Annotated in this window: 20 protein-coding genes; 12 read left to right on the top strand and 8 right to left on the bottom strand. The window is 68.2% G+C overall.

Going from position 1 to position 19009, the window contains the following annotated elements; genetic code table 11:
- The first annotated feature begins 943 nt into the window (after positions 1-943).
- Positions 944-1201 (top strand): recombinase family protein, encoded by a 258-nt coding sequence (locus tag D3A59_RS14810; RefSeq protein ID WP_119155714.1) that lies wholly within the window; start codon positions 944-946, stop codon positions 1199-1201.
- Complete coding sequence (locus D3A59_RS14805; RefSeq protein ID WP_119155713.1) at positions 1198-1389, top strand: hypothetical protein; 192 nt, start codon at positions 1198-1200, stop codon at positions 1387-1389. Before D3A59_RS14810 ends, D3A59_RS14805 begins: the two co-directional genes overlap by 4 nt.
- 72 nt (positions 1390-1461) lie before the next feature.
- Here D3A59_RS14805 and D3A59_RS25845 read toward each other — a convergent pair whose 3' ends face one another.
- The gene (locus tag D3A59_RS25845; RefSeq protein WP_170162351.1) at positions 1462-1599 is read right to left on the bottom strand and encodes a hypothetical protein; all 138 of its coding nucleotides are present in this window, start codon (positions 1597-1599) and stop codon (positions 1462-1464) included.
- A gap of 753 nt (positions 1600-2352) precedes the next feature.
- Here D3A59_RS25845 and D3A59_RS14800 point away from each other — a divergent pair.
- On the top strand, positions 2353-2931 hold the full coding sequence (locus tag D3A59_RS14800; protein WP_119155712.1) for a recombinase family protein: 579 nt from the start codon (positions 2353-2355) through the stop codon (positions 2929-2931).
- 48 nt (positions 2932-2979) lie between these two features.
- Here the strand turns inward: D3A59_RS14800 and arfB are convergent, their stop codons facing one another.
- Positions 2980-3393 carry an alternative ribosome rescue aminoacyl-tRNA hydrolase ArfB gene (gene arfB, locus D3A59_RS14795; protein ID WP_119155711.1) on the bottom strand — a complete coding sequence of 138 codons (414 nt, stop codon included), beginning with the start codon at positions 3391-3393 and terminating at the stop codon, positions 2980-2982.
- A gap of 55 nt (positions 3394-3448) precedes the next feature.
- The gene (locus tag D3A59_RS14790; protein ID WP_119155710.1) at positions 3449-3958 is read right to left on the bottom strand and encodes a M48 metallopeptidase family protein; all 510 of its coding nucleotides are present in this window, start codon (positions 3956-3958) and stop codon (positions 3449-3451) included.
- A gap of 196 nt (positions 3959-4154) precedes the next feature.
- Here D3A59_RS14790 and D3A59_RS14785 point away from each other — a divergent pair, with 196 nt between their 5' ends.
- From D3A59_RS14785 to D3A59_RS14775, 3 genes are all read left to right on the top strand, one after another.
- Positions 4155-4850 carry a DUF6781 family protein gene (locus D3A59_RS14785; RefSeq protein ID WP_119155709.1) on the top strand — a complete coding sequence of 232 codons (696 nt, stop codon included), beginning with the start codon at positions 4155-4157 and terminating at the stop codon, positions 4848-4850.
- 49 nt (positions 4851-4899) lie between these two features.
- Positions 4900-5109, top strand: a complete 210-nt coding sequence (locus D3A59_RS14780; protein ID WP_119155708.1) for a dodecin — start codon at positions 4900-4902, stop codon at positions 5107-5109.
- Positions 5110-5228: 119 nt separating this feature from the next.
- The gene (locus D3A59_RS14775) at positions 5229-5570 is read left to right on the top strand and encodes a hypothetical protein (protein ID WP_119155707.1); all 342 of its coding nucleotides are present in this window, start codon (positions 5229-5231) and stop codon (positions 5568-5570) included.
- 31 nt (positions 5571-5601) lie between these two features.
- Here the strand turns inward: D3A59_RS14775 and D3A59_RS14770 are convergent, their stop codons facing one another.
- Both D3A59_RS14770 and D3A59_RS14765 read right to left on the bottom strand, forming a co-directional pair.
- The gene (locus tag D3A59_RS14770) at positions 5602-5919 is read right to left on the bottom strand and encodes a 2Fe-2S iron-sulfur cluster-binding protein (RefSeq protein ID WP_119155706.1); all 318 of its coding nucleotides are present in this window, start codon (positions 5917-5919) and stop codon (positions 5602-5604) included.
- Complete coding sequence (locus D3A59_RS14765) at positions 5916-6563, bottom strand: DsbA family protein (protein ID WP_119155705.1); 648 nt, start codon at positions 6561-6563, stop codon at positions 5916-5918. Before D3A59_RS14765 ends, D3A59_RS14770 begins: the two co-directional genes overlap by 4 nt.
- 345 nt (positions 6564-6908) lie before the next feature.
- Between D3A59_RS14765 and D3A59_RS14760 the strand changes: the two genes are divergently transcribed.
- A complete protein-coding gene (locus D3A59_RS14760; RefSeq protein WP_119155704.1) occupies positions 6909-8111 on the top strand; it encodes an ammonium transporter in 1203 nt (400 codons plus the stop codon).
- A 208-nt stretch (positions 8112-8319) separates the two neighbouring features.
- Complete coding sequence (locus D3A59_RS14755; RefSeq protein WP_119155703.1) at positions 8320-9267, top strand: DUF808 domain-containing protein; 948 nt, start codon at positions 8320-8322, stop codon at positions 9265-9267.
- A 39-nt stretch (positions 9268-9306) separates the two neighbouring features.
- Here D3A59_RS14755 and D3A59_RS14750 read toward each other — a convergent pair whose 3' ends face one another.
- The gene (locus tag D3A59_RS14750; RefSeq protein ID WP_157991537.1) at positions 9307-10518 is read right to left on the bottom strand and encodes a serine hydrolase domain-containing protein; all 1212 of its coding nucleotides are present in this window, start codon (positions 10516-10518) and stop codon (positions 9307-9309) included.
- Between the two features lie 152 nt (positions 10519-10670).
- Between D3A59_RS14750 and D3A59_RS14745 the strand changes: the two genes are divergently transcribed.
- Both D3A59_RS14745 and D3A59_RS14740 read left to right on the top strand, forming a co-directional pair.
- A complete protein-coding gene (locus D3A59_RS14745) occupies positions 10671-11567 on the top strand; it encodes a MipA/OmpV family protein (RefSeq protein WP_119155701.1) in 897 nt (298 codons plus the stop codon).
- 322 nt (positions 11568-11889) lie between these two features.
- Positions 11890-13785 (top strand): ATP-dependent metallopeptidase FtsH/Yme1/Tma family protein, encoded by a 1896-nt coding sequence (locus D3A59_RS14740; protein ID WP_119155700.1) that lies wholly within the window; start codon positions 11890-11892, stop codon positions 13783-13785.
- A 214-nt stretch (positions 13786-13999) separates the two neighbouring features.
- Here D3A59_RS14740 and D3A59_RS14735 read toward each other — a convergent pair whose 3' ends face one another.
- Entirely contained in the window at positions 14000-14218 is a 219-nt protein-coding gene (locus D3A59_RS14735; protein WP_119155699.1) for a hypothetical protein, read from the bottom strand.
- A gap of 563 nt (positions 14219-14781) precedes the next feature.
- Positions 14782-16575 carry a glutamine--tRNA ligase/YqeY domain fusion protein gene (locus tag D3A59_RS14730; protein WP_119155698.1) on the bottom strand — a complete coding sequence of 598 codons (1794 nt, stop codon included), beginning with the start codon at positions 16573-16575 and terminating at the stop codon, positions 14782-14784.
- Positions 16576-16811: 236 nt separating this feature from the next.
- Here D3A59_RS14730 and D3A59_RS14725 point away from each other — a divergent pair, with 236 nt between their 5' ends.
- Together D3A59_RS14725 and fumC are read left to right on the top strand one after the other, a co-directional pair.
- Positions 16812-17237 (top strand): hypothetical protein, encoded by a 426-nt coding sequence (locus D3A59_RS14725; protein ID WP_119155697.1) that lies wholly within the window; start codon positions 16812-16814, stop codon positions 17235-17237.
- A gap of 142 nt (positions 17238-17379) precedes the next feature.
- Positions 17380-18783: a class II fumarate hydratase gene (gene fumC, locus D3A59_RS14720; RefSeq protein ID WP_119155696.1), complete on the top strand. Its 1404-nt coding sequence runs from the start codon at positions 17380-17382 to the stop codon at positions 18781-18783.
- The last annotated feature ends 226 nt before the right edge of the window (positions 18784-19009 follow it).

The following is a 19009-nucleotide window of genomic DNA, read 5'->3' as shown; positions in this document are numbered from 1 at the left end:
AGCGTAGTGGTCGACAGTCTCACAGGATGAGCCAAGCTGAGCTTCGTGACGAATCAGGCGCCAGCGAGCAAAAGACGTCCTCCAGACGCGCCAGAAGGCCCGCAGTAGCGTCATTTCGCATAGGTGAAAGGGTAGACAACATCGCGCCAAAAGAATCGCCCAGAGGCCCTCGGACTCCGCTGCATGCCACAAAATGGGGTGAAAGTGAGTTATAACCACTTGACAAAGCGGGGTACTCGTGGTATACTGCAAAGTGTCTGAGAACTCGCTTTCTCAGCCTCACTTCTGATCCTCCCTGCATTCAGCAGGATTCGGGTCAACACACAGCACAAACACATAGACGGCTGCTCATCCTGGCGGATGCCATGGCGTGCGGTACGTCGAACGCCTTCCGAGAGAGTAGGAATCCAAGCCCAATTCGGGGTCAAACTCATGCGGTTTTTGCATGTTTTTGGACGGAATCTGACAAGCGCGCGGAAGTATTGCAATGCGTCGGGCAAGCGCGGTTTGGCCCGGTTTACTTGACTCAAGGCATGGGCCGGCGATCCCGGCGACTGCAAGACCTTGGGTTTTTTGCGGCCAACAGACAGAAGAACTCAGCCAGTGGGGCCGGTCTTAAAAATGTGCGGATGCACGGATCGCGTACTTTTCCCTCGGTGGACGCCATGCTTTCAGGCGCTTCAATCCACTACAGAATACATCTTCGACCTGAACAAAGCAGAAACACGCAACGCGTGCGAGTTTAGTGAACCCCATGTTAGACGTTGACCCCGTGCAGAGAGTGCATAAAGGGAGTGCTATGTCGCATGGGGTGTGCTGCTGCATGTGAAATGCATACATAAACAACGCATAAGCAGCATCGAAGATGCCTTATAAATCAATAACTTAGCACCGGATGATGGGTGACTACCCCCGGTGCAAATAGGAAGTGAAGGAGACAACAATGAATGAACAGAAGACACTGAATCAGGCTCAAGCAGACAAAGCGATCCGAAGGATCAAGACTCTCATTGAGGAAGGATGCCGCTATGCGGAAATCTGTGAGACGCTGAATCAGGAGGGGTACAAAACAATCAAGGGGTGCGAGTGGACGGTACAGAACTTGAAAGTGATGCTCTACCGACTCAGGCACAAGTGGCGGAGCTTCTACGCCCTCAGTCAGAAGCGGGCCGGATTCATCGTGAAGGAGGCAACAGCATGAGCAAGCCCAGCACCAAGCAGGCGAAGCCCGAGACAGTAGAAATCTGGACCCGGAACGAAGTGACGTTCTACACCGAGCTTCAGAAGTACGTCCTCGACGGTTATGAAGTGATCTTGGATGGATTCCAAGCACCGTTCAACATCGGGGGAGTAATATCTTGTCACCTGAAGCTGAAGACCGCCGAGTAAGCCTCCAAGTAAAGCAGGAACGCAAAATGAGAAAGGGGCGCTGCCCGAAAGCAGCACCCCTTTTGGGTGACCTCAACGCTTCTTGTTTTGGTCTTTTTTCTTGTCACTCGCCTTGAAACGGAAGACCGTCTTGCCCACTTGGCGAGCATAAAGACGCTTTCCGTTCTTCAGCGTGATGTAGGGCGTGTAAACGTACTCAGTGTCGCTCACAGCACATCCTTTCACAATGTGAAAAACACGCCTGTGTGCTGCGACCGCACATTCCGCACTTGCGAAAAATGCAGTCCCGGGCTATTGTTGCCACCTACTTCCGCCAAGAAGTGCAAGTGGGGGAAGGCAGCCGCAGGCTTCCGACCTTCCGCTTACCGAACCGCCCGAGGCCTCCTACAGCCTCAGGGCGGTTTTTCTTTTTCTGCCGCTGATGTTGCCCGTCTGACAGCAGGGCAGACCCGCATCAGCAAGAGCAGGATACCACGGCGGACACTATATATAGTGTCTCAAAGCTCATCAACCCCCTACGGGTAGTGTTTCGGGTCTTTTGGGGGCATCGTGATGCCTGCGACAAGGATGCCCCTACAGCAATCAGCAGAGACAGTCTACAAGTGGGTGGGGGTTTTCCCACCCCCATCCAAAGAATTCTTGTTAACTTTGTGCATAAAGCTGTGGATAAGTCTGTTGATGGCGATTGTAAGTCGTTGATCTTCTACTACTCTTTGTAAAAATCAAAAAAATCTGCATGGCACTGACTCTTGGTTGTGCAAAACCACACAAGACAGTTGGTTTTTCTCGGTGCGGTGGGAGAAGGCACTGTCCCTCAAGGCGGCAGTTGCCGTCCAGGTCAAAACTTGTAAGTTCTGAGCCACCCCGAGAAGTGGCCCTCAGTATGGCTCAAAAGATAGCTTTACATGCTTCTGATACTGGCTCATAATTAACACGGATCTTATGAGCCAAACAGGAACCTCCATGAGCAGCCGCATCGCCTACTTCCGAGTCTCAACCTCGGATCAGTCCATTGAGGCACAGCGCCATGCGCTCGGAGGCAGCTTCAACAAGGAATTTGCTGACGAAGGAATCAGTGGCTCGACGCCCGCAGCACAGCGCCCCGGCTTCGCTTCCCTGCTGAAGTACGTTCGGGAAGGCGACGAAGTTCATGTGTACGCCGTCGATAGGTTGGGCAGAGATGCACTCGATGTTCAGCAGACTGTTCGCGCACTGCTGGAACGTGGCGTGGCAGTGGAAGTCCGCGGCCTTGGTCGCATCGCCAAAGGCGTGGGCGAACTCATCCTCGCAGTGCTGGCGCAAGTCGCGGACATGGAGCGAGCCCGGATCGCAGAACGGTGCGAAGCAGGGCGCCAGAAGGCCCGCCAAGCCCTTGCAGAGACTGGCCTGACCCACAGGGGAAAGGAATCGCTTGGAAGGCCCGTAAAAGACGATCCTGCGAAGGTGAAGGCATGGCGGGATGCCAACAGCGCCAGCATCGCCAAGACTGCGGAACACTTCAGACTGTCTCCCGCCACCGTCAAGCGGTACTGCGCAATCTGAAGCCTTCAGCGAGGGCAGCAGTCCTTTGCCGCCTCGGACACTGTTCTTTTATTCTGTGACCTTTGTCCGTCCCGCCTTCACCCCGGAACGTATCGACTTGCTTTGCAAACGGCGCTGTTTTGACCCGTATGTCGGCTTGGTGGGCCGGCGTGCTCGCTGTACGTGCGCCGCTTCGGCCACCAGTTCTTGCAGACGCCTCAGGGCTTCGACCTTGTTCTGTTCTTGGCTACGCGCAGCCTGCGCCTTGATGACGATGACTCCATCCTTGCTCACTCGCTGATCAGGAAGCGTCAGCAGCCGTTCCTTCACCTCTTGTGGAAGTGATGACGCCCGGATGTCAAAGCGCAGATGGACGGCGCATGAGACTTTATTGACGTTCTGTCCGCCCGAGCCCTGGGCCCGGATCGCGGTGAACTCGACCTCCTCCTCGGAGGGCAGCGGCGGGCCGGGTGAATCGCTCATGGGGTTTGGACGCAGCCCGGGGTGAGGACGTTCCGCGCGCCGGCGGCTGCCGGGTTCACGGCTCCAGCGTCCGGCCGGCCAGCTCCTGCTGCGTCAGCCACAGGCGCAGGTCGAACTCGAGCTGGTGGTAGTCGGGCGCCATGTGCGTGCACAGCTGGTAGAAGGCCTTGTCGTGCGCCTTTTCCTTCAGGTGCGCGAGCTCGTGCACGACGATCATCCTCAGGAAGTCCGCCGGTGCCTCGCGGAACACGCTGGCGATGCGGATCTCGCGCTTGGCCTTGAGCCGCCCGCCCTGCACCCGCGACACCGCGGTGTGCGTGCCGAGCGCGTGGCGGATCACCTGCAGCCGGTTGTCGTAGGCCACCTTGGACAGCGGCTCGGCATTGCGCATGAAGCGCTGCTTGAGCTCGCAGCAGTAGTCGTAGAGCGCGCGGTCGGTGCGCACCTCGTGCGCCTCCGCGTACTTGCGCGCGAGCATCTCGCCGAGGCGCTCCTGCTCGATCAGCTCGCGCACGCGGCCGAGCAGCTCTTCGGGATAGCCGCCCAAGTACTTCAGTTGCAGCATCGGGGTCGCGCCGGGGGCCGGCGGGGTGGAGGGGCCGTGCAGTGTAGGCGGGCCGGCCGCGGCGTGTCGCCGGCGGGGGCGGGACTCCCGGGGGCCCGGCCCGGTCAGGTGCTACTGCACCCGGGTTCTTGCCTCGCTGCGCCGCAAGCGGTATCACTGCAAGGCTTGTCGATCCACAACCACCGAGGAGAGCCGCATGGCGAAGTCCCCCATCAACACCGACGCGCTGATCGAGATGTTCTCGCAGGCGAGCACGCAGCAGGGCGAGGCGCTGCGCAAGGCCGTCAGCGACGCGACGCTCAAGGCGCTGCAGGGGCGCGAGCTGACGCTGCAGAACATCCGCAGCGTGCTCAAGACCGTCACGCAGGCGGCCACCAGCGGCGTCGCGCAGCAGGCCGGCCCGCAGGTCGATGCCGAGGCGCTGCTGTCCAAGGCCTTCGCCGGCATGGATGCCGCGCTGCTGCAGGCGGTCGAGGCGAACCGCCGCGCGCTGCAGCAGTTCGTCGACCAGGGCGTCGGGCTGCAGCAGGGGCAGCTGCAGCATGCGCTCGATGACCTGCAGAAGCTCGAGGACGTGTTCATCTCCACCGTCAGCAAGACCGCGCAGAGCACCGGCACGCCGCTGCAGGGGCCGTGGCAGCAGGTGCTCGAGTCGATGCGCATGAAGGGCACCGACACCGGCACGCAGGCCCAGGCAACCGTCGCGCAGCTGATGCAGCAGACCCAGAACGCGATGCGCGACAGCCGCGCAATGGGCCTCAAGGCAGGGCAGGCACTGATGGAGAGCTACGCTGCGCTCGTCAGCGGCGTGCTGATCGGCATGTCCGAGGGCCTGCGCCAGGGCGGCGCGGCCGCCCCGGGCGAGTCCGCGCCGCCGTCCTCCAAGCCCTGAACCGGCGCCGCGCGCCGTTCGTCATCGTCGTCCCCCAAGGAGCAGGCCCATGAGCAACGACCATGTCTACAAGACCATCGAGCTGACCGGCTCGTCGCCCACCGGCATCGAGCACGCGGTGCAGACCGCGCTCGCCAAGGCGAGCCAGAGCGTGCGCAACATCCGCTGGTTTGAGGTGATCGAGACGCGCGGCCATGTCGAGGAAGGCCGCGTCGCGCACTGGCAGGTGACGATCAAGGCCGGCTTCACGCTGGAGTGAGCCCCCGCTCGGCCGCGCCGCCGCGCCACGGGCCGCCTTGAACTGGCGGCCGGGACCCCCCATCTCCCTGTCATCCAGGAAACGACGCTGCGCCCACGAGGCGCACGGGGGTCTACACGATGAACATCATCCAGGCACAGCGGATTCCGCCCCATCTCGAGATCGTGGTCGTGCTTGCGCGCCTGCTCGAGCGGCTCGAGCGCAGCCCGGCCGGCGTATCGCCGGCGCAGTACCGGGACGTGGCCGAGCGGCTGAGGCAGGCGCTCGAGGCCGCGCCCGCGGATGCCGCGCTGCAGGCGGTGCTCGACGCCTTCCCGGCGGCCGCCGAGCTGTACGAGAACCTGCACTACCGGCACGCCGGCCTGTGCCGCACGCCGCTGGAGCCGGCGCTCGCGGCCGAGCTGCTCGCCCGCGAGGTGATCGGCCGGGCGGCCCGGCGCTCCGGGAGGCCGCCGCACTGAGCGGCGGCGGTGTCGCCACGCCAGGGCCGGTTCAGCGTCCCGGCGTGTCGTCGATCCTCCCGGCATGGGGCACCTCGACGACGAGGTCCCCTTCGGGATGCGCCACGCAGGGCAGGATGAAGCCCTCGCGCTTTTCCTCCGCGCTCAGCCCCGGCCACTCGATGCGGTAGCTCACCCGGCCGCTCGCGAGCCGGCAGATGCAGGCGCGGCAGGTGCCGTTGCGGCAGGAGCTCGGCAGCCGGATGCCGGCGGCGAGCGCCGCCAGCAGCAGCGGCCGCGAGGCCGGCGCGTCGAAGCGCCAGCCGGCCGGCTCGACGCGCGCGGCGAAGACCGGGCCGTCGCCGCTCAATGCAGGTTCCCGCCCCCGGAGCGGGCCAGCTCGGCGAGCCGCTCGCGCAGCGTCTCGGCCTGCGTGTAGCCCTGCGCCACCAGGTGCAGCTCGCCGCCGTGCTCGGCCACCAGTGCTGGGAAGCCGCGCAGCCCCCAGGCCTGGCACTGCGCGAAGTCGGCGCGCGCCGCCTCGCGCATCTCGTCGGAATCGAAGGCCGCCTCGAACTCCTTGAGCGGGATGCCGAGCGGCTCGGCGAGGTCGACCAGCACGTCGCGCTGCGTCACGTCCTGCCCGCCGGCGTAGAAGGCCTGCTGCACCGACTTGAAGTAGCGCCACACCAGCTTCGGCCAGCGCGAGCGCACCGCGACGACGGCGCGGCTCGCCGGCTCGGTGTCGTAGACGAAGCCGGGCCGGTGCAGCGCGGTGTTCGGTGCCGGCGCGAAGGGCAGGCCGCTAGCCTCGTGCACGTGGCGCCAGTGCTCGAAGATCTCCCCGGCGGTGGCCGCCGCGAGCGGCTCGGTGGTGTAGGGGCGCAGGCCGCCCATCACGAGCGCGAGCTGCAGCGGGGCCGCGTCGCCGGGATCGGCGAGCAGCGCTTCCATGGGCTTGGTGAATCCGTAGCACCAGGAGCACATGGGGTCGGCGATGTAGATCAGGTTCATGGCCTCATGCTACCCGGCCGTCCCCGCCGCCGCGGTCGCGCGGCGGCTTCGCCCTGCGCACGACGCGACCGTGCGCCCCGGCGCAATGCGGCGGGGAGGAGGCTGCGCTGCACCTGGGGCAGGAAGGCAGCGGCGCCGGCCGCACCACTTTGGGGTCGGACACATCCTTGGTGCATCCAGCGCTTCCGTCGCGCCCGAAATCGGGGCGTGCGTCCGTATCTCCCGGAAATAGTGCGCACCATTTTAGGCATCGGTCTTGCATTCTTGGTGCGCTCGCGAGAGGGGTCGGTGCGCGATGCACCGGATGGGGTCGGGTGCACGCCGAGCGTCTTAGAAGGGACAACGATGGACGGCTTGAAGCAGGGCGCGGATGCGCTCTTCGTTTTGTTGGGCGGGATCATGGTGCTGGCGATGCATGCCGGCTTCGCCTTCCTGGAGCTGGGCACCGTGCGCCAGAAGAACCAGGTCAACGCGCTGGTGAAGATCCTGACCGACTTCTCCGTCTCCACCGTCGCCTACTTCTTCGTCGGCTACACGGTCGCCTACGGCATCGACTTCTTCAGCGGTGCGACGACGCTCGCGGCCGACAACGGCTACGGGCTGATGAAGTTCTTCTTCCTGCTGACCTTCGCCGCGGCGATCCCCGCGATCGTCTCGGGCGGCATCGCCGAGCGCGCGCGCTTCGTGCCGCAGCTGCTGGCCACCGCCGCGATCGTCGGCGTGATCTACCCGCTCTTCGAGGGCGTGGCCTGGAACCAGCGCTTCGGCGTGCAGGCCTGGCTCGCGGCGAGCTTCGGCGCCGAGTTCCACGACTTCGCCGGCAGCGTCGTCGTGCATGCGGTGGGCGGCTGGATCGGGCTCGCGGCGGTGCTGTGGCTCGGGCCGCGCCACAACCGCTACCGCAAGGACGGCGCGATCAGCGCGCACCCGCCCTCGAGCATCCCCTTCCTCGCGCTCGGCGCCTGGATCCTGGCGGTGGGCTGGTTCGGCTTCAACGTGATGAGCGCGCAGACGCTCGACAAGATCTCGGGCCTGGTCGCGGTGAACTCGCTGATGGCGATGGTCGGCGGCACGCTCGCGGCGCTGGTGTTCGGGCGCAACGACCCGGGCTTCGTGCACAACGGGCCGCTCGCGGGGCTGGTGGCGGTGTGCGCGGGCTCCGACCTGATGCACCCGGCGGGCGCGCTGGTGGTCGGCGCGGTGGCCGGCGGCCTGTTCGTGCTGCTGTTCACGCTGACGCAGAACCGCTGGCGCATCGACGACGTGCTCGGCGTGTGGCCGCTGCACGGGCTGTGCGGCGCCTGGGGCGGCATCGCCGCCGGCATCTTCGGCCACACCGCCTTCGGCGGCGCGGGCGGCGTGAGCTTCATGTCGCAGCTCGTCGGCACGCTGCTCGGCGTGGCCTGGGCCTTCGCGGGCGGCCTCGCGGTCTACGGCGCGCTGCGCGCGACGATGGGCCTGAGGCTGTCGCCCGAGGAGGAGTTCGACGGCGCCGACCTCAGCATCCACCGCATCAGCGCGACGCCGGAGCGCGAGGCGCACTGGTGAGCGGCAGGGGCGGGCAGCGGGCCCGCCCGCCGGTCCCGCCTGATCGGGATGTCCTCGAGGGCGCCTTGCGGTTTCGATTGCCTGAGTTCGTGCATGCGCTGTGGCGTGCCGCGCACGTTGCTTGCAAGGGGAAGCGGCTAGGATGTTCCCGGGTCGCAGGACTGCAGTGCCTGGACCTCTCCGATCCACGGACTCAAGGAGCGCACGCTTGGCCGCATCCACCCTTCTCGCCCTGATCGACGACATCGCTTCGGTGCTCGACGACGTCGCCGTGCTGACCAAGCTCGCCGCCAAGAAGACCAGCGGCGTGCTCGGCGACGATCTCGCGCTCAATGCGCAGCAGGTCACCGGCGTGAGCGCCGACCGCGAGCTGCCGGTGGTGTGGGCGGTGGCCAAGGGCTCGATGCTCAACAAGGTGATCCTCGTGCCGCTGGCGCTGCTCATCAGCGCCTTCGTGCCCTGGCTCGTGACGCCGCTGCTGATGATCGGCGGAGCCTTCCTCTGCTACGAGGGCTTCGAGAAGCTCGCGCACCGCTTCCTCCATCATTCCGAGGAGGACCGCGCGCACGAGCAGGAGCTGCGCCAGGCGCTCACCGATCCGAAGGTGGACCTCGTCGCACTGGAGAAGGACAAGATCAAGGGCGCCGTGCGCACCGACTTCATCCTGTCGGCCGAGATCATCGCTATCACGCTCGGCATCGTCGCCGACGCGCCCATCCTGACCCGCGTCGCGGTGCTGGTGGGCATCGCGGTGTTGATGACGGTGGGCGTCTACGGGCTGGTCGCCGGGATCGTCAAGCTCGATGACGCCGGCGTGCACCTGAGCGGCAAGACCGGGGAGGGCGGCTTCGCGCGCTTCCAGCGCGGCCTGGGCGGGGCGATCCTGAGCACCGCACCATGGCTGATGAAGGCGCTGTCGCTGGCCGGCACCGCGGCGATGTTCCTTGTCGGCGGCGGCATCCTGACGCACGGCATCCCCTTCCTGCACCACCTCGTCGAGCGCGTGGTGCACGGCGCCGCAGCGGCGGGCGGCGGGGTGCTGGAGCTGCTGGCCGGCCTGCTCGCGGACGGGCTGGCCGGGCTCGTCGCCGGCGCACTGGTGCTGGGGGTCGTCACGCTGGTGCAGCGCATGAGCGGCACCGCGAAGCACGCCTGAGCGCAGGCTGCGGCTGCAGCCCGCACCAGCCGGCGCGCTTCAGGGCTGCCGCGGCGCGGCCGGCGGGTTCAGCGCCGCGAGCTCGTCGAGCAGCGCCGGCCAGTTCTCGGTGCCGCGCTCCCTGCCGAGGCGCACGATCACCATCTCCTGCTGCGGCGCGACGAAGACGTACTGGCCGTGCTGGCCCCGCGCGTAGAAGTTCGGCCCGGGGCGCACGCCGAGCGGCGTGCCGGGCGCGGCCACCGGGTGGCGGCGCCACTGCCAGGCGTAGAAGGCCGCCAGCGGCGTGCCGGGCAGCTCCAGGTTCCAGCGCGAGGCCTCGCTGTCCGCCGCAGGGCGCTCGCGCGCCGCGGTGCTCTGCGCGACCCAGTCGGCGGGTACCACCTGCTGCCCGTTGAAGCGGCCGCCGTGGAGGAACACCAGCCCGAGGCGCGCGAAGTCGAGCGCGCGCGCGTTCAGGCAGCAGAAGGCCTTGGCCTGGCCTTGGGCGGCGCTGTCGAGGCTCCAGCTCGCGTCGAAGGCCGCGCCCATCGGCTGCCACAGCCGCTGCTCGGCGTAACGGGCGAGCGGCATCCCGGTGGCGCGTTCGATCGCCATGCCGAGCAGCTGCGTGTCGCCGCTGCTGTAGTGGTAGGCCTCGCCGGCCGGCCGCCCGATGCGCAGTCCGGCCACCTTCGGCGCGAGCTCCGGCGTCAAGTAGAAGCGCGCCGCGTCGGCCCAGGGCGTGCGGTAGCCTTCCTCGAAGGCGATGCCGCTGCGCATCTCCAGCAGGTGGCGCAGCGTCACGTCGGCGAAGCGCGCATCGTTGCGCAGCAGCTCGGGCAGGTAGCGCGTGATCGGATCGTCGACGCTGCCGATCCTGCCCTCGTGTAGCGCGATGCCGACGAGCGCCGAGACCACCGACTTCGCGACCGAGAACGAGGTGCCGAGGCTGTCGCGCTCGAAGCCGTGGAAGTAGCGCTCGTGCACCACCCGGCCGCGCTGCACGACGACGAAGGCCACCGTGCCGTTGCGCTCGAGCCGCGCGTCGAAGCTCTCGCCGGCGGCGCCCTGCGGCAGGCGCAGCGCCGCCTGCGGCTCGGCGGGCAGCGGCGAGGGCTGCGCGGCGCGCGCGATCGGGGCGTTGTCGAAGCGGCGGTGGTCGGCGATGGACGAGCGCTGCTGCGCGACCATCCACAGCGGCAGGTCGGCGCAGCCGCCGAGCAGCGTGGCGGCAAGGAGGACGGGAAGGGCGAGGCGGCGGGGACGCATGGTTCGTGGCGGAACGGAACGGGGACACTTATTGTTGCACCCGCCCGCTGGGAGGCCGGGAACGGGCGGTGCCCGTGGCATGCCAGGTCCGTGCCCGCCCGCTACAGTGCGGGTCAGCGCCCGCGCGACGAGCGGGCGGCGGAGCTTCCTGCATGCCGAGCCCTCGTTCACTGTCCCCTCGTCCGCTCACCTTCCGGCCGCTGCTGCCGCTCGCGGCGCTGCTGCCGCTGGCCGCGCTGGCGCAGGACCCCACCAGCACGCCTTTGCTTCCCGGGCCCGCACTCGTGCGCGCCGATCCGGGCCTGCCGAAGTGGGAGGCGGGCCTGGTCGTCGGCGGCGGCCGCGTCGCCGACTATCCCGGGGCCGACCGCTCCGAGACGCGCGGGCTGCTCGCGCCAGTGCTGATCTACCGCGGCGACGTGCTGCGCATCGAGGGCAACAGCATCCGCGGCCGCGTCGCACGCAGCAGCGACTGGGAGCTCGACCTGTCGGCGAGCGCCGCCTTCAACTCGCGCAGCAACCCGGCGCGGCGCGGCATGCCGGCGCTCGACTACATGTTCGGGCTCGGGCCGCAGCTGGTCTACAAGGGCCTGCGCGACCGGCCCGGCAGCCCGGCGCTGCACCTCAACGCGCGCGCGGTGATGTCCACCGACTTCAGCGGGGTCGCGCACCGCGGCGCGGTGGTCGATCCGGAACTGCGCTGGCGGCTCGACCCGGCGCTGGGCGTTCCGGCGCGCGTCACCTTCGGTATCCAGCCGACCTGGGCGAGCCGCTCGCTGCAGCACTATTTCTACGGCGTGAGCCCGGAGCAGGCGACCGCCTGGCGTCCCGCCTACGAGGCGCGCGCCGGCTACCTCGGCACCGAGTTCAAGCTCACGGTCAGCCGCAATCTCGGCCGCAGCGCGAGCTGGTTCGCGGGGCTGCGTGCGCTGTCGCTGCACGGCGCGGCCAACGACGCGAGTCCGCTGCTGCGCGACCGCAGCAACTTCAGCCTCGGCGCGGGCGTGAGCTGGACGCCGTGGCGCAGCGGGGACCGCGCCGCCGACTGAGAGGGACGGCGCCTGCGTCATCGGGAAACACACCATCTGCAAACCCCCTTGCAAAACGATGCATTGGGGATTTGAGGAAACTGGCGCCTCTTTCTCTACGATGCGCGGCGTGCCTGCGAGCACACCGAACCCGTGAAGTCTTGGGTCTGCCGGCCCCCCCATACGTGATTGCCGTGTTCCGGTCGTGACCGGCGCGCCATGGCTGAAACGGCCCCGTGCGTGAATTTTGCCGGGGCCCGCCTCTTCAGCAGGCTCCTGGCGGGCCGTAAAGCGTATTTACCCGGCCTCCCGGGCCGCTTCCGAATACGCGGAAACCTTTCCCATGTCTTTGCTGAAGAACGCCCTGAAGAACCGATTCGTCCTGTTCTCCCTCGCCGCCCTGCTGCTCGGTGCCATCGGCACCGGCACCTGGATGCTGAAGCAGCGCATCGCGGACGAGGCCGACAGCCGCAAGAGCCCGACCGCGCTGCTCTACGAGAGCGCCCCGGAGCAGTGGCTGAACAACCCGCGCGACATCTCCCAGTTCGAGTCGCTGCTCGAGCGCTCCCAGCTCGACAGCGTCGCCGTCAACGGCCGCAGCGTCCTCTACACCGACCGCCAGGGCGGCCGCTACAGCTCGCAGATCACCGGCTGCAAGAGCGACGAGCCCTGCGCCAGCCCGCTGCTGGCCAAGCTCGGCGAGGCGAGCGTGCAGCAGGGCTTCGCGCTCACCCATGTCGAGATCGACGCCCGCACCGACGCGCAGAAGGTCAGCGACGGGCTGGAGCTGGCGGGCCTGATCCTGCTGCGCGTCGGCTTCGTCGGCCTCGTGCTGTGGGTGGTGTGGTACTTCGTGTGCCAGTCGCGCTCGACCCGCATCAAGCTCGCCGAGAAGCCCGAGACCCGCTTCGACGACGTGATCGGCGCCGACGAGGCCAAGCAGGCGCTGCGCCGCGTCACCGCCTTCCTGAAGGACCCCGGCCGCTACGTCGACGTCGGCGCGGTGCCGCCGCGCGGCGTGCTGCTCGAAGGCCCCCCGGGCACCGGCAAGACGCTGCTGGCGCGCGCGCTCGCGGGCGAGTGCGGCGCCAACTTCATCGCGGTGGACGGCTCCTACTTCACGTCGGCGCTGTACGGCGCGGGCGTGAACAAGGTGCGCGAGCTGTTCGAGGAGGCGCGCAGGAACGCGCCCTGCGTGCTGTTCATCGACGAGGTCGACGGCCTCGGCCGCCGCCACAGCGGCCGCGAGACCTCGGGCGGCGAGGGCGAGCAGAACCGCATCATCAACCGCATCCTGGTCGAGATGGACGGCTTCTCGAAGCTCGAGAACGTCGTCGTGCTCGCCGCGACCAACCATGCCGACAACGTCGACGAGGCGCTGCGCCGCCCGGGCCGCTTCGACATGACGGTGCGCATGGCGCTGCCGACGGTGCACGAGCGCGAGCGCCTGTTCGCGCTCTACGTCGGCAAGGTGAAGGCCTCGAGCGGGCTCGATCTCAGCACGCTGGCGCGCACCGCGTCGGGCATGTCGCCGGCCGACATCGCCAACGTCGTCAACAAGGCTGCGTCGAGCGCAGCGGAAGCCGGCGTGCGCCAGGTCGACCAGGAGCACCTGTTCCAGGCGGTCGAGGCGCACCAGCTCGGCGGCGAGGTCTCCTCCGTCAAGAACATCCTGACCGCCGAGACGCGCGAGCGCATCGCGGTGCACGAGGCCGGCCACGCGCTGGTGGGCCACGTGCTGAACGCCGGCAGCGTCGAGCGCGTCAGCATCGAGCCGCGCGGCGGCGCGCTGGGCGTGACCTACATGACGCGCCACACCGAGGAGCCGCTGTACGGCGAGGCCGAGCTGCATTCGCGCCTGGCGATGATGCTGGCAGGCCGCGAGGCGGAACTGATGTGCTTCGGCAACACCTGTTCGGGGGCCTCGGACGACCTGAAGCGCGCTTCCGAACTCGCCACGTCGATGGTGGGGTCTTACGGCTTCAGCGAGACCTTCGGGCTGCTGAGCCTGGCCGGCGTGCCGAAGGAGCTGATCGGCCCGGACATCCAGCATGCGTTGCTGCAGGAAGCGCGGCGCATCCTGGAGGAGGCGCAGGCGAGCTGCCGGAAGGTTTTGCTGCAACGCCGCAAAAGCCTGGAAGCACTGCGCGACGCGCTGCTGGTCGATGAGACCGTCAGCGGCGAGCCGCTGATGGAACTGCTGGGCGACCCGGCGGGGACGCAGCTTCACGTGGCCTGAGGACGGGTACTGTGCCGCTGCCGCGAGGCCGCCCGTCGGGCGGCCTTTTTCATGGGGAACAGGGGCAGGAAACGAGGGGCGATGCTGCGGTGCAGCGAGGCGTGATGCTGCGGTGCAGCGGGAGGCCGGGAGCGCCACGCCCCACCGGAAGCGGGCGGCCGAGGGGCCGACGCCTGCCGACCCGTAAGGAAATGTCGGGCCGCGGCGCGGTCCTTCAGTTCGGCCCGCCACAGACAGCCACCTGCGGCGTCGCGAACTCGAGGCCGATGACCGCGCGGGCATAAAGATAGTTGTTGAGAGCCTTCTCGCTCAGGGTGTTCATGTCCACGTTCCCGGAGGCATCGCAGGGGAAGGAATAGCCCCGTCCTTCGTTGACGAGCGACTGGAAACGCAACTCGTAGCGTTGTTCCAAAGCCACCTGGGAAGCTTGCATGGTGTACTCCCTTTCGTTCGGTACGGCATGAAGGTTCTCGTTGACTCAAAGCCCGAGCCGGGGAGACGGGGCGCCGACCGGCGTTTCGTTCTCCAGCCCCCCGGCTCCCGCCGCCTGCATCCGTACCGGGAGGTCCCATGAGCGGTCGGCTTGAACCGAGTTACCCGGTATCAGGCAACTGGCATGCCAGGTTTTGCAGTCCGGGGGGTTCACTATTCCGAGGCTGCCTTACACGAACCCTGCAACGTATTGCTACAAGTCTGCCGGGGCTTCGATGCCCTCCGGCAGGCTGCACGAGCAGCGCCGCCCGCCCGCCAGCCCCCGGTTCGGCGCCCTCGGATGAGGCAGTGCAGCAAAGCACGCACACGCCGATGATCCGCGGTTTCCCGCGGCAGGCAGGGAGGTCTTCGCGGCGCGACTCCCGCAAAGCCCGGGGTGTTCGGGCCGAGGCGATGGATGCCGGAAATACCGTCAAGTGAAAAGCCGCATGCGCGTTTTTGCGCTGCAGCATGGCAAGGCAGGCGCAAGCCGCCGGGTGCCACCCGGCAGCCGCGCCCCGGCCTTCACTTCGCCCAGGAGTCCTTCAGCCCGGTGATCTTGTTGAACACCGGCGAGGCAGCCGAGTGGTCCTTGCGGTCGGCGACGAAGTAGCCGTGGCGCTCGAACTGGAAGCGCGTGTCGGGCGAGGCCTGCGCGAGCGAGGGTTCCACGTAGGCGGTGACGACCTTCTTGCTGTCCGGGTTGAGGACCGTCTTGAAGTCGCGCCCGCCCGCGTCGGGCTGCGCCTCGGTGAACAGGCGGTCGTAGAGCCGCACCTCCGCGGCGACGCCGTCCGTCGCACCCACCCAGGTGATCACGCCCTTGACCTTGACGCTGTCCGCGCCCGGCGTGCCGCTCTTGGTGTCGGGGATCAGCCTCGCGAGCACTGCGGTGACGTTCCCCGCCTCATCCTTGTCGCAGCCGGTGCACTCGACCACGTAGCCGTATTTCAATCGCGCCTTGTTGCCCGGGTAGAGCCGGTGGTAGCCCTTCGGGGGCTGCTCCATGAAGTCCTCGCGCTCGATCCAGACCTCGGCGCCGAGGCGGAACTCGCGCTTGCCGAGCTCGGGCCGTGCCGGGTGCGCCGGCGCGCTGCAGGACTCCAGATGCCCGGCGCTGCCGAACACCTCGGCCCAGTTCGTCAGCTTCAGCTTCACCGGGTCGAGCACCGCCATCGCGCGCGCGGCCTTGCCCTCGAGGTCGTCGCGCAGCGCGATGTCGAGCGTGGAGTAGTCGATCCAGCTGTCGGCCTTGGACACGCCGATGCGCTCGGCGAAGAGCTGCAGCGCCTCGGGCGTGTAGCCGCGGCGGCGCAGGCCGACGATGGTCGGCATGCGCGGGTCGTCCCAGCCGTCGACATGGCCCTCGTTGACGAGCTGCGCGAGCTTGCGCTTGCTGGTGACGACGTAGGTCAGGTTGAGCCGCGCGAACTCGTACTGCCGCGGCAGCGGATGCGCGATCAGCCCGCCCTCGGCCAGGCGCTCGAGCACCCAGTCGTAGAAGGGCCGCTGGTCCTCGAACTCGAGCGTGCACAGGCTGTGCGTGATGCGCTCGAGCGCGTCCTCGATCGGGTGCGCGAAGGTGTACATCGGGTAGATGCACCAGGCGTCGCCGGTGTTGTGGTGCGTCGCGTGCTTGATGCGGTAGATGGCCGGGTCCCGCATGTTGATGTTGGGGCTGGCCATGTCGATCTTCGCGCGCAGCACCATCGCGCCGTCGGGATGTTTCCCGTCGCGCATCTCGCGAAAGCGCGCGAGGTTCTCCTGCGGGCTGCGGGCGCGGAAGGGGCTGTCCTTGCCGGGCGTCGTGAAGTCGCCGCGGTTGGCGCGCATCTCCTCGGGCGTCTGCTCGTCGACGTAGGCGAGGCCCGCCTCGATCAGGTACTCGGCCGCGCGGTACATGAAGTCGAAGTAGTTGCTCGCGTAGTAGAGGTGGCTGAATCCGTTGGCCTCCCAGCCGAAGCCGAGCCACTGCACCGCGTCGAGGATCGAGTCGACGTACTCCTGCTCCTCCTTCTCGGGGTTGGTGTCGTCGAAGCGCATGTGGCAGACGCCGCCGTAGTCGCGCGCGAGGCCGAAGTTCAGGCAGATGCTCTTGGCGTGGCCGACGTGCAGGTAGCCGTTGGGCTCGGGCGGGAAGCGGGTGCGGATCCGCGCCGGGTCGAGCGGACCCGCGGCGTGGTGCGCCGCGTCGCCCGGCGTGCCGGCGAAGCGCCGTTGCGCGTAGGTTCCCGCCTCGAGGTCGCGCTCGATGATGCCGCGCAGGAAGTTGCTCGGCTTGTGTTCGTCTTTGCCCGGGGTGTTGGCTGGAGCCGTCATGGGAAGGTCGGTCTTGAAAGCGTGTGTTGCGGTCATTCTATCGAGGGGGGTGGGGCCGTCGCGGCCGCGGCCGCAGGGGCCCAGTCCCCTTGCGGGATAGGGGAAACGGGCGCAGAAGGCAACGTTTTGTTGCGCTTGAAACGAGTGCCGGTATATCTGGGAACGTGTCCCATGCGTTACTTCACGGCAGGCCCCGCTTCGTTGCGCGGGGCGAGCGGATTCGAAGGAGATCGAACATGAAACTGCTGTCCCTGCAAGTGCGCCTCTGCGGCGCCGTCCTGGCCGGCGTGATGGCGCTGACAGCCGCGCCGGCGCAGGCCCGCGACGTCTACTGGTCGGTCGGCGTGCAGGCCCCGGTCGTCGGCGCGACGATCTCGAACGCGCCCCCGGTGGTCTACGCCCCGGCGCCCGTCTACGTGCCGGCGCCGGTGGTGGTGGCCCCTGCGCCGCGCGTGGTCTATGCACCGCCGCCGGTGGTCTACACGCCGCCGCCGCGCGTGGTGTACGCGCCGGCGCCGACCTACATCGTGCAGGCGCCGCCGCACAAGCACTGGAAGCACAAGCACCATGGCCACGGCCATGGCGAGTGGCGCCACGGCGGCCACTACCACGGTGGCGCGGTCGGCCATGTGCGCCACGGCGGCGGCCGCTGGGACGACTGAAGCGGCTCGACGCAGGGCCCGGCCGCGGCGTGCTGCATCGGCTTGAAGCGCGGCGCGACCTGCCGCGGGCACGCGCCCGATGCAGGCGGGGCCGCGGGGCACGCGCCTTGCCGATGCGGGGCGTGGCAGCCAAGGAGCATCCATGAGCACGACACGCACCGAACGCGACGCGATGGGCGAGATCGAGGTGCCGGCCGATCGGCTGTGGGGCGCGCAGACGCAGCGCTCGCTGCAGTACTTCCGCATCGCCGGCGACCGCATGCCGCGCGAGCTGCTGATGGCGCTGGCCGAGGTCAAGCGCGCCTGCGCGGTGGTCAACGGCGCGCGCGGGCTGCTCACGCCCGAGAAGGCCGCCGCGATCGTGCAGGCCGCCGACGAGGTGCTTGCCGCGCGGCACGACGAGGAGTTCCCACTCGTCGTCTGGCAGACCGGCTCGGGCACGCAGACCAACATGAACATGAACGAGGTGCTCGCCAACCGCGCCTCGGAGCTGCTCGGCGGCGAGCGCGGCGCGAAGCGGCTCGTGCACCCGAACGACGACGTCAACCTGGGCCAGAGCTCGAACGACATCATCCCCACCGCGATGCATGTCGCCGCGGTGCTGGCGGTCGAGCGGCAGCTGCGGCCGGCGCTCGCCGGGCTGCGCGCGAGCCTGATCGACAAGGCGCATGCCTTCGCCGGCCTCGTGAAGATCGGCCGCACCCACCTGCAGGACGCGACGCCGATCACGCTCGGGCAGGAGTTCTCGGGCTACGTCGCGCAGCTCGACCACGCCGAGGCGGCGCTCGCCGCGGTGCTACCGCCGCTGCACTCGCTCGCGGTGGGCGGCACCGCGGTCGGCACCGGGCTCAACACCCCGCCGGACTTCGGCGACGAGGTCGCCGCCGAGCTTGCGCAGCGCACCGGCCAGCCCTTCGTCAGCGGCGCCAACAAGTTCGCGCTGCTTGCCGCGCACGACGAGCTGGTGTTCGCGCACGGCGCGCTCAAGACGCTCGCCGCGGCGCTGATGAAGATCGCCAACGACGTGCGCTGGCTCGCGTCCGGCCCGCGCGCCGGCCTCGGCGAGATCCGCATCCCCGAGAACGAGCCCGGCAGCTCGATCATGCCCGGCAAGGTCAACCCGACGCAGAGCGAGGCGATGACGATGCTGTGCTGCCAGGTGTTCGGCAACGACGTGGCGGTCAACATCGGCGGCGCCTCGGGCAACTTCGAGCTCAACGTCTTCAAGCCGCTGCTCGCGCACAACCTGCTGCACAGCGTGCGGCTGCTGGCCGACGGCATGCGCAGCTTCGACGAGCACTGCGTGCGCGGCATCGAGGCGAACACCGGGCGGATGGCCGAGGGCGTGCAGCGCTCGCTGATGCTGGTGACGGCGCTTGCGCCGCACATCGGTTACGACGCGGCCGCAGGCATCGCGAAGAAGGCGCACCGCGACGGCAGCACGCTCAAGGAGGCAGCGCTCGCGCTCGGCCTCGTCAGCGCCGAGGACTTCGACCGCTGGGTGCGCGCCGAGGACATGGTGGGTGGCGACGCGGGCGGGGCCTGAGGGCTCGGTCCGGCCCTCCCGTTCCGCGATGCGCTGGCGAGCGGCGCGAGCCGCACGTCGGCGATCGCGGTCGGGCGGAGGCCGCCCCGCAGCACGGATGCGCGGGATCGCGAGCGGAAGCCGCGCCCATGACGCGGACGCCCGGCCCCTTCCTCCTGGAGCCGCGAGTACGGACGTGAGCGCGAACAGGCCAGGCCTGTTCGCGCTCCCCAGGGGAGGCGCGCGC

Source organism: Caldimonas tepidiphila (assembly GCF_003569765.1).
In the GTDB taxonomy this organism is placed as follows: Bacteria; Pseudomonadota; Gammaproteobacteria; order Burkholderiales; family Burkholderiaceae_C; genus Caldimonas; species Caldimonas tepidiphila.
Note: the sequence above shows the minus strand (reverse complement) of the source record. Positions and strands in the feature narration are given on the sequence as shown.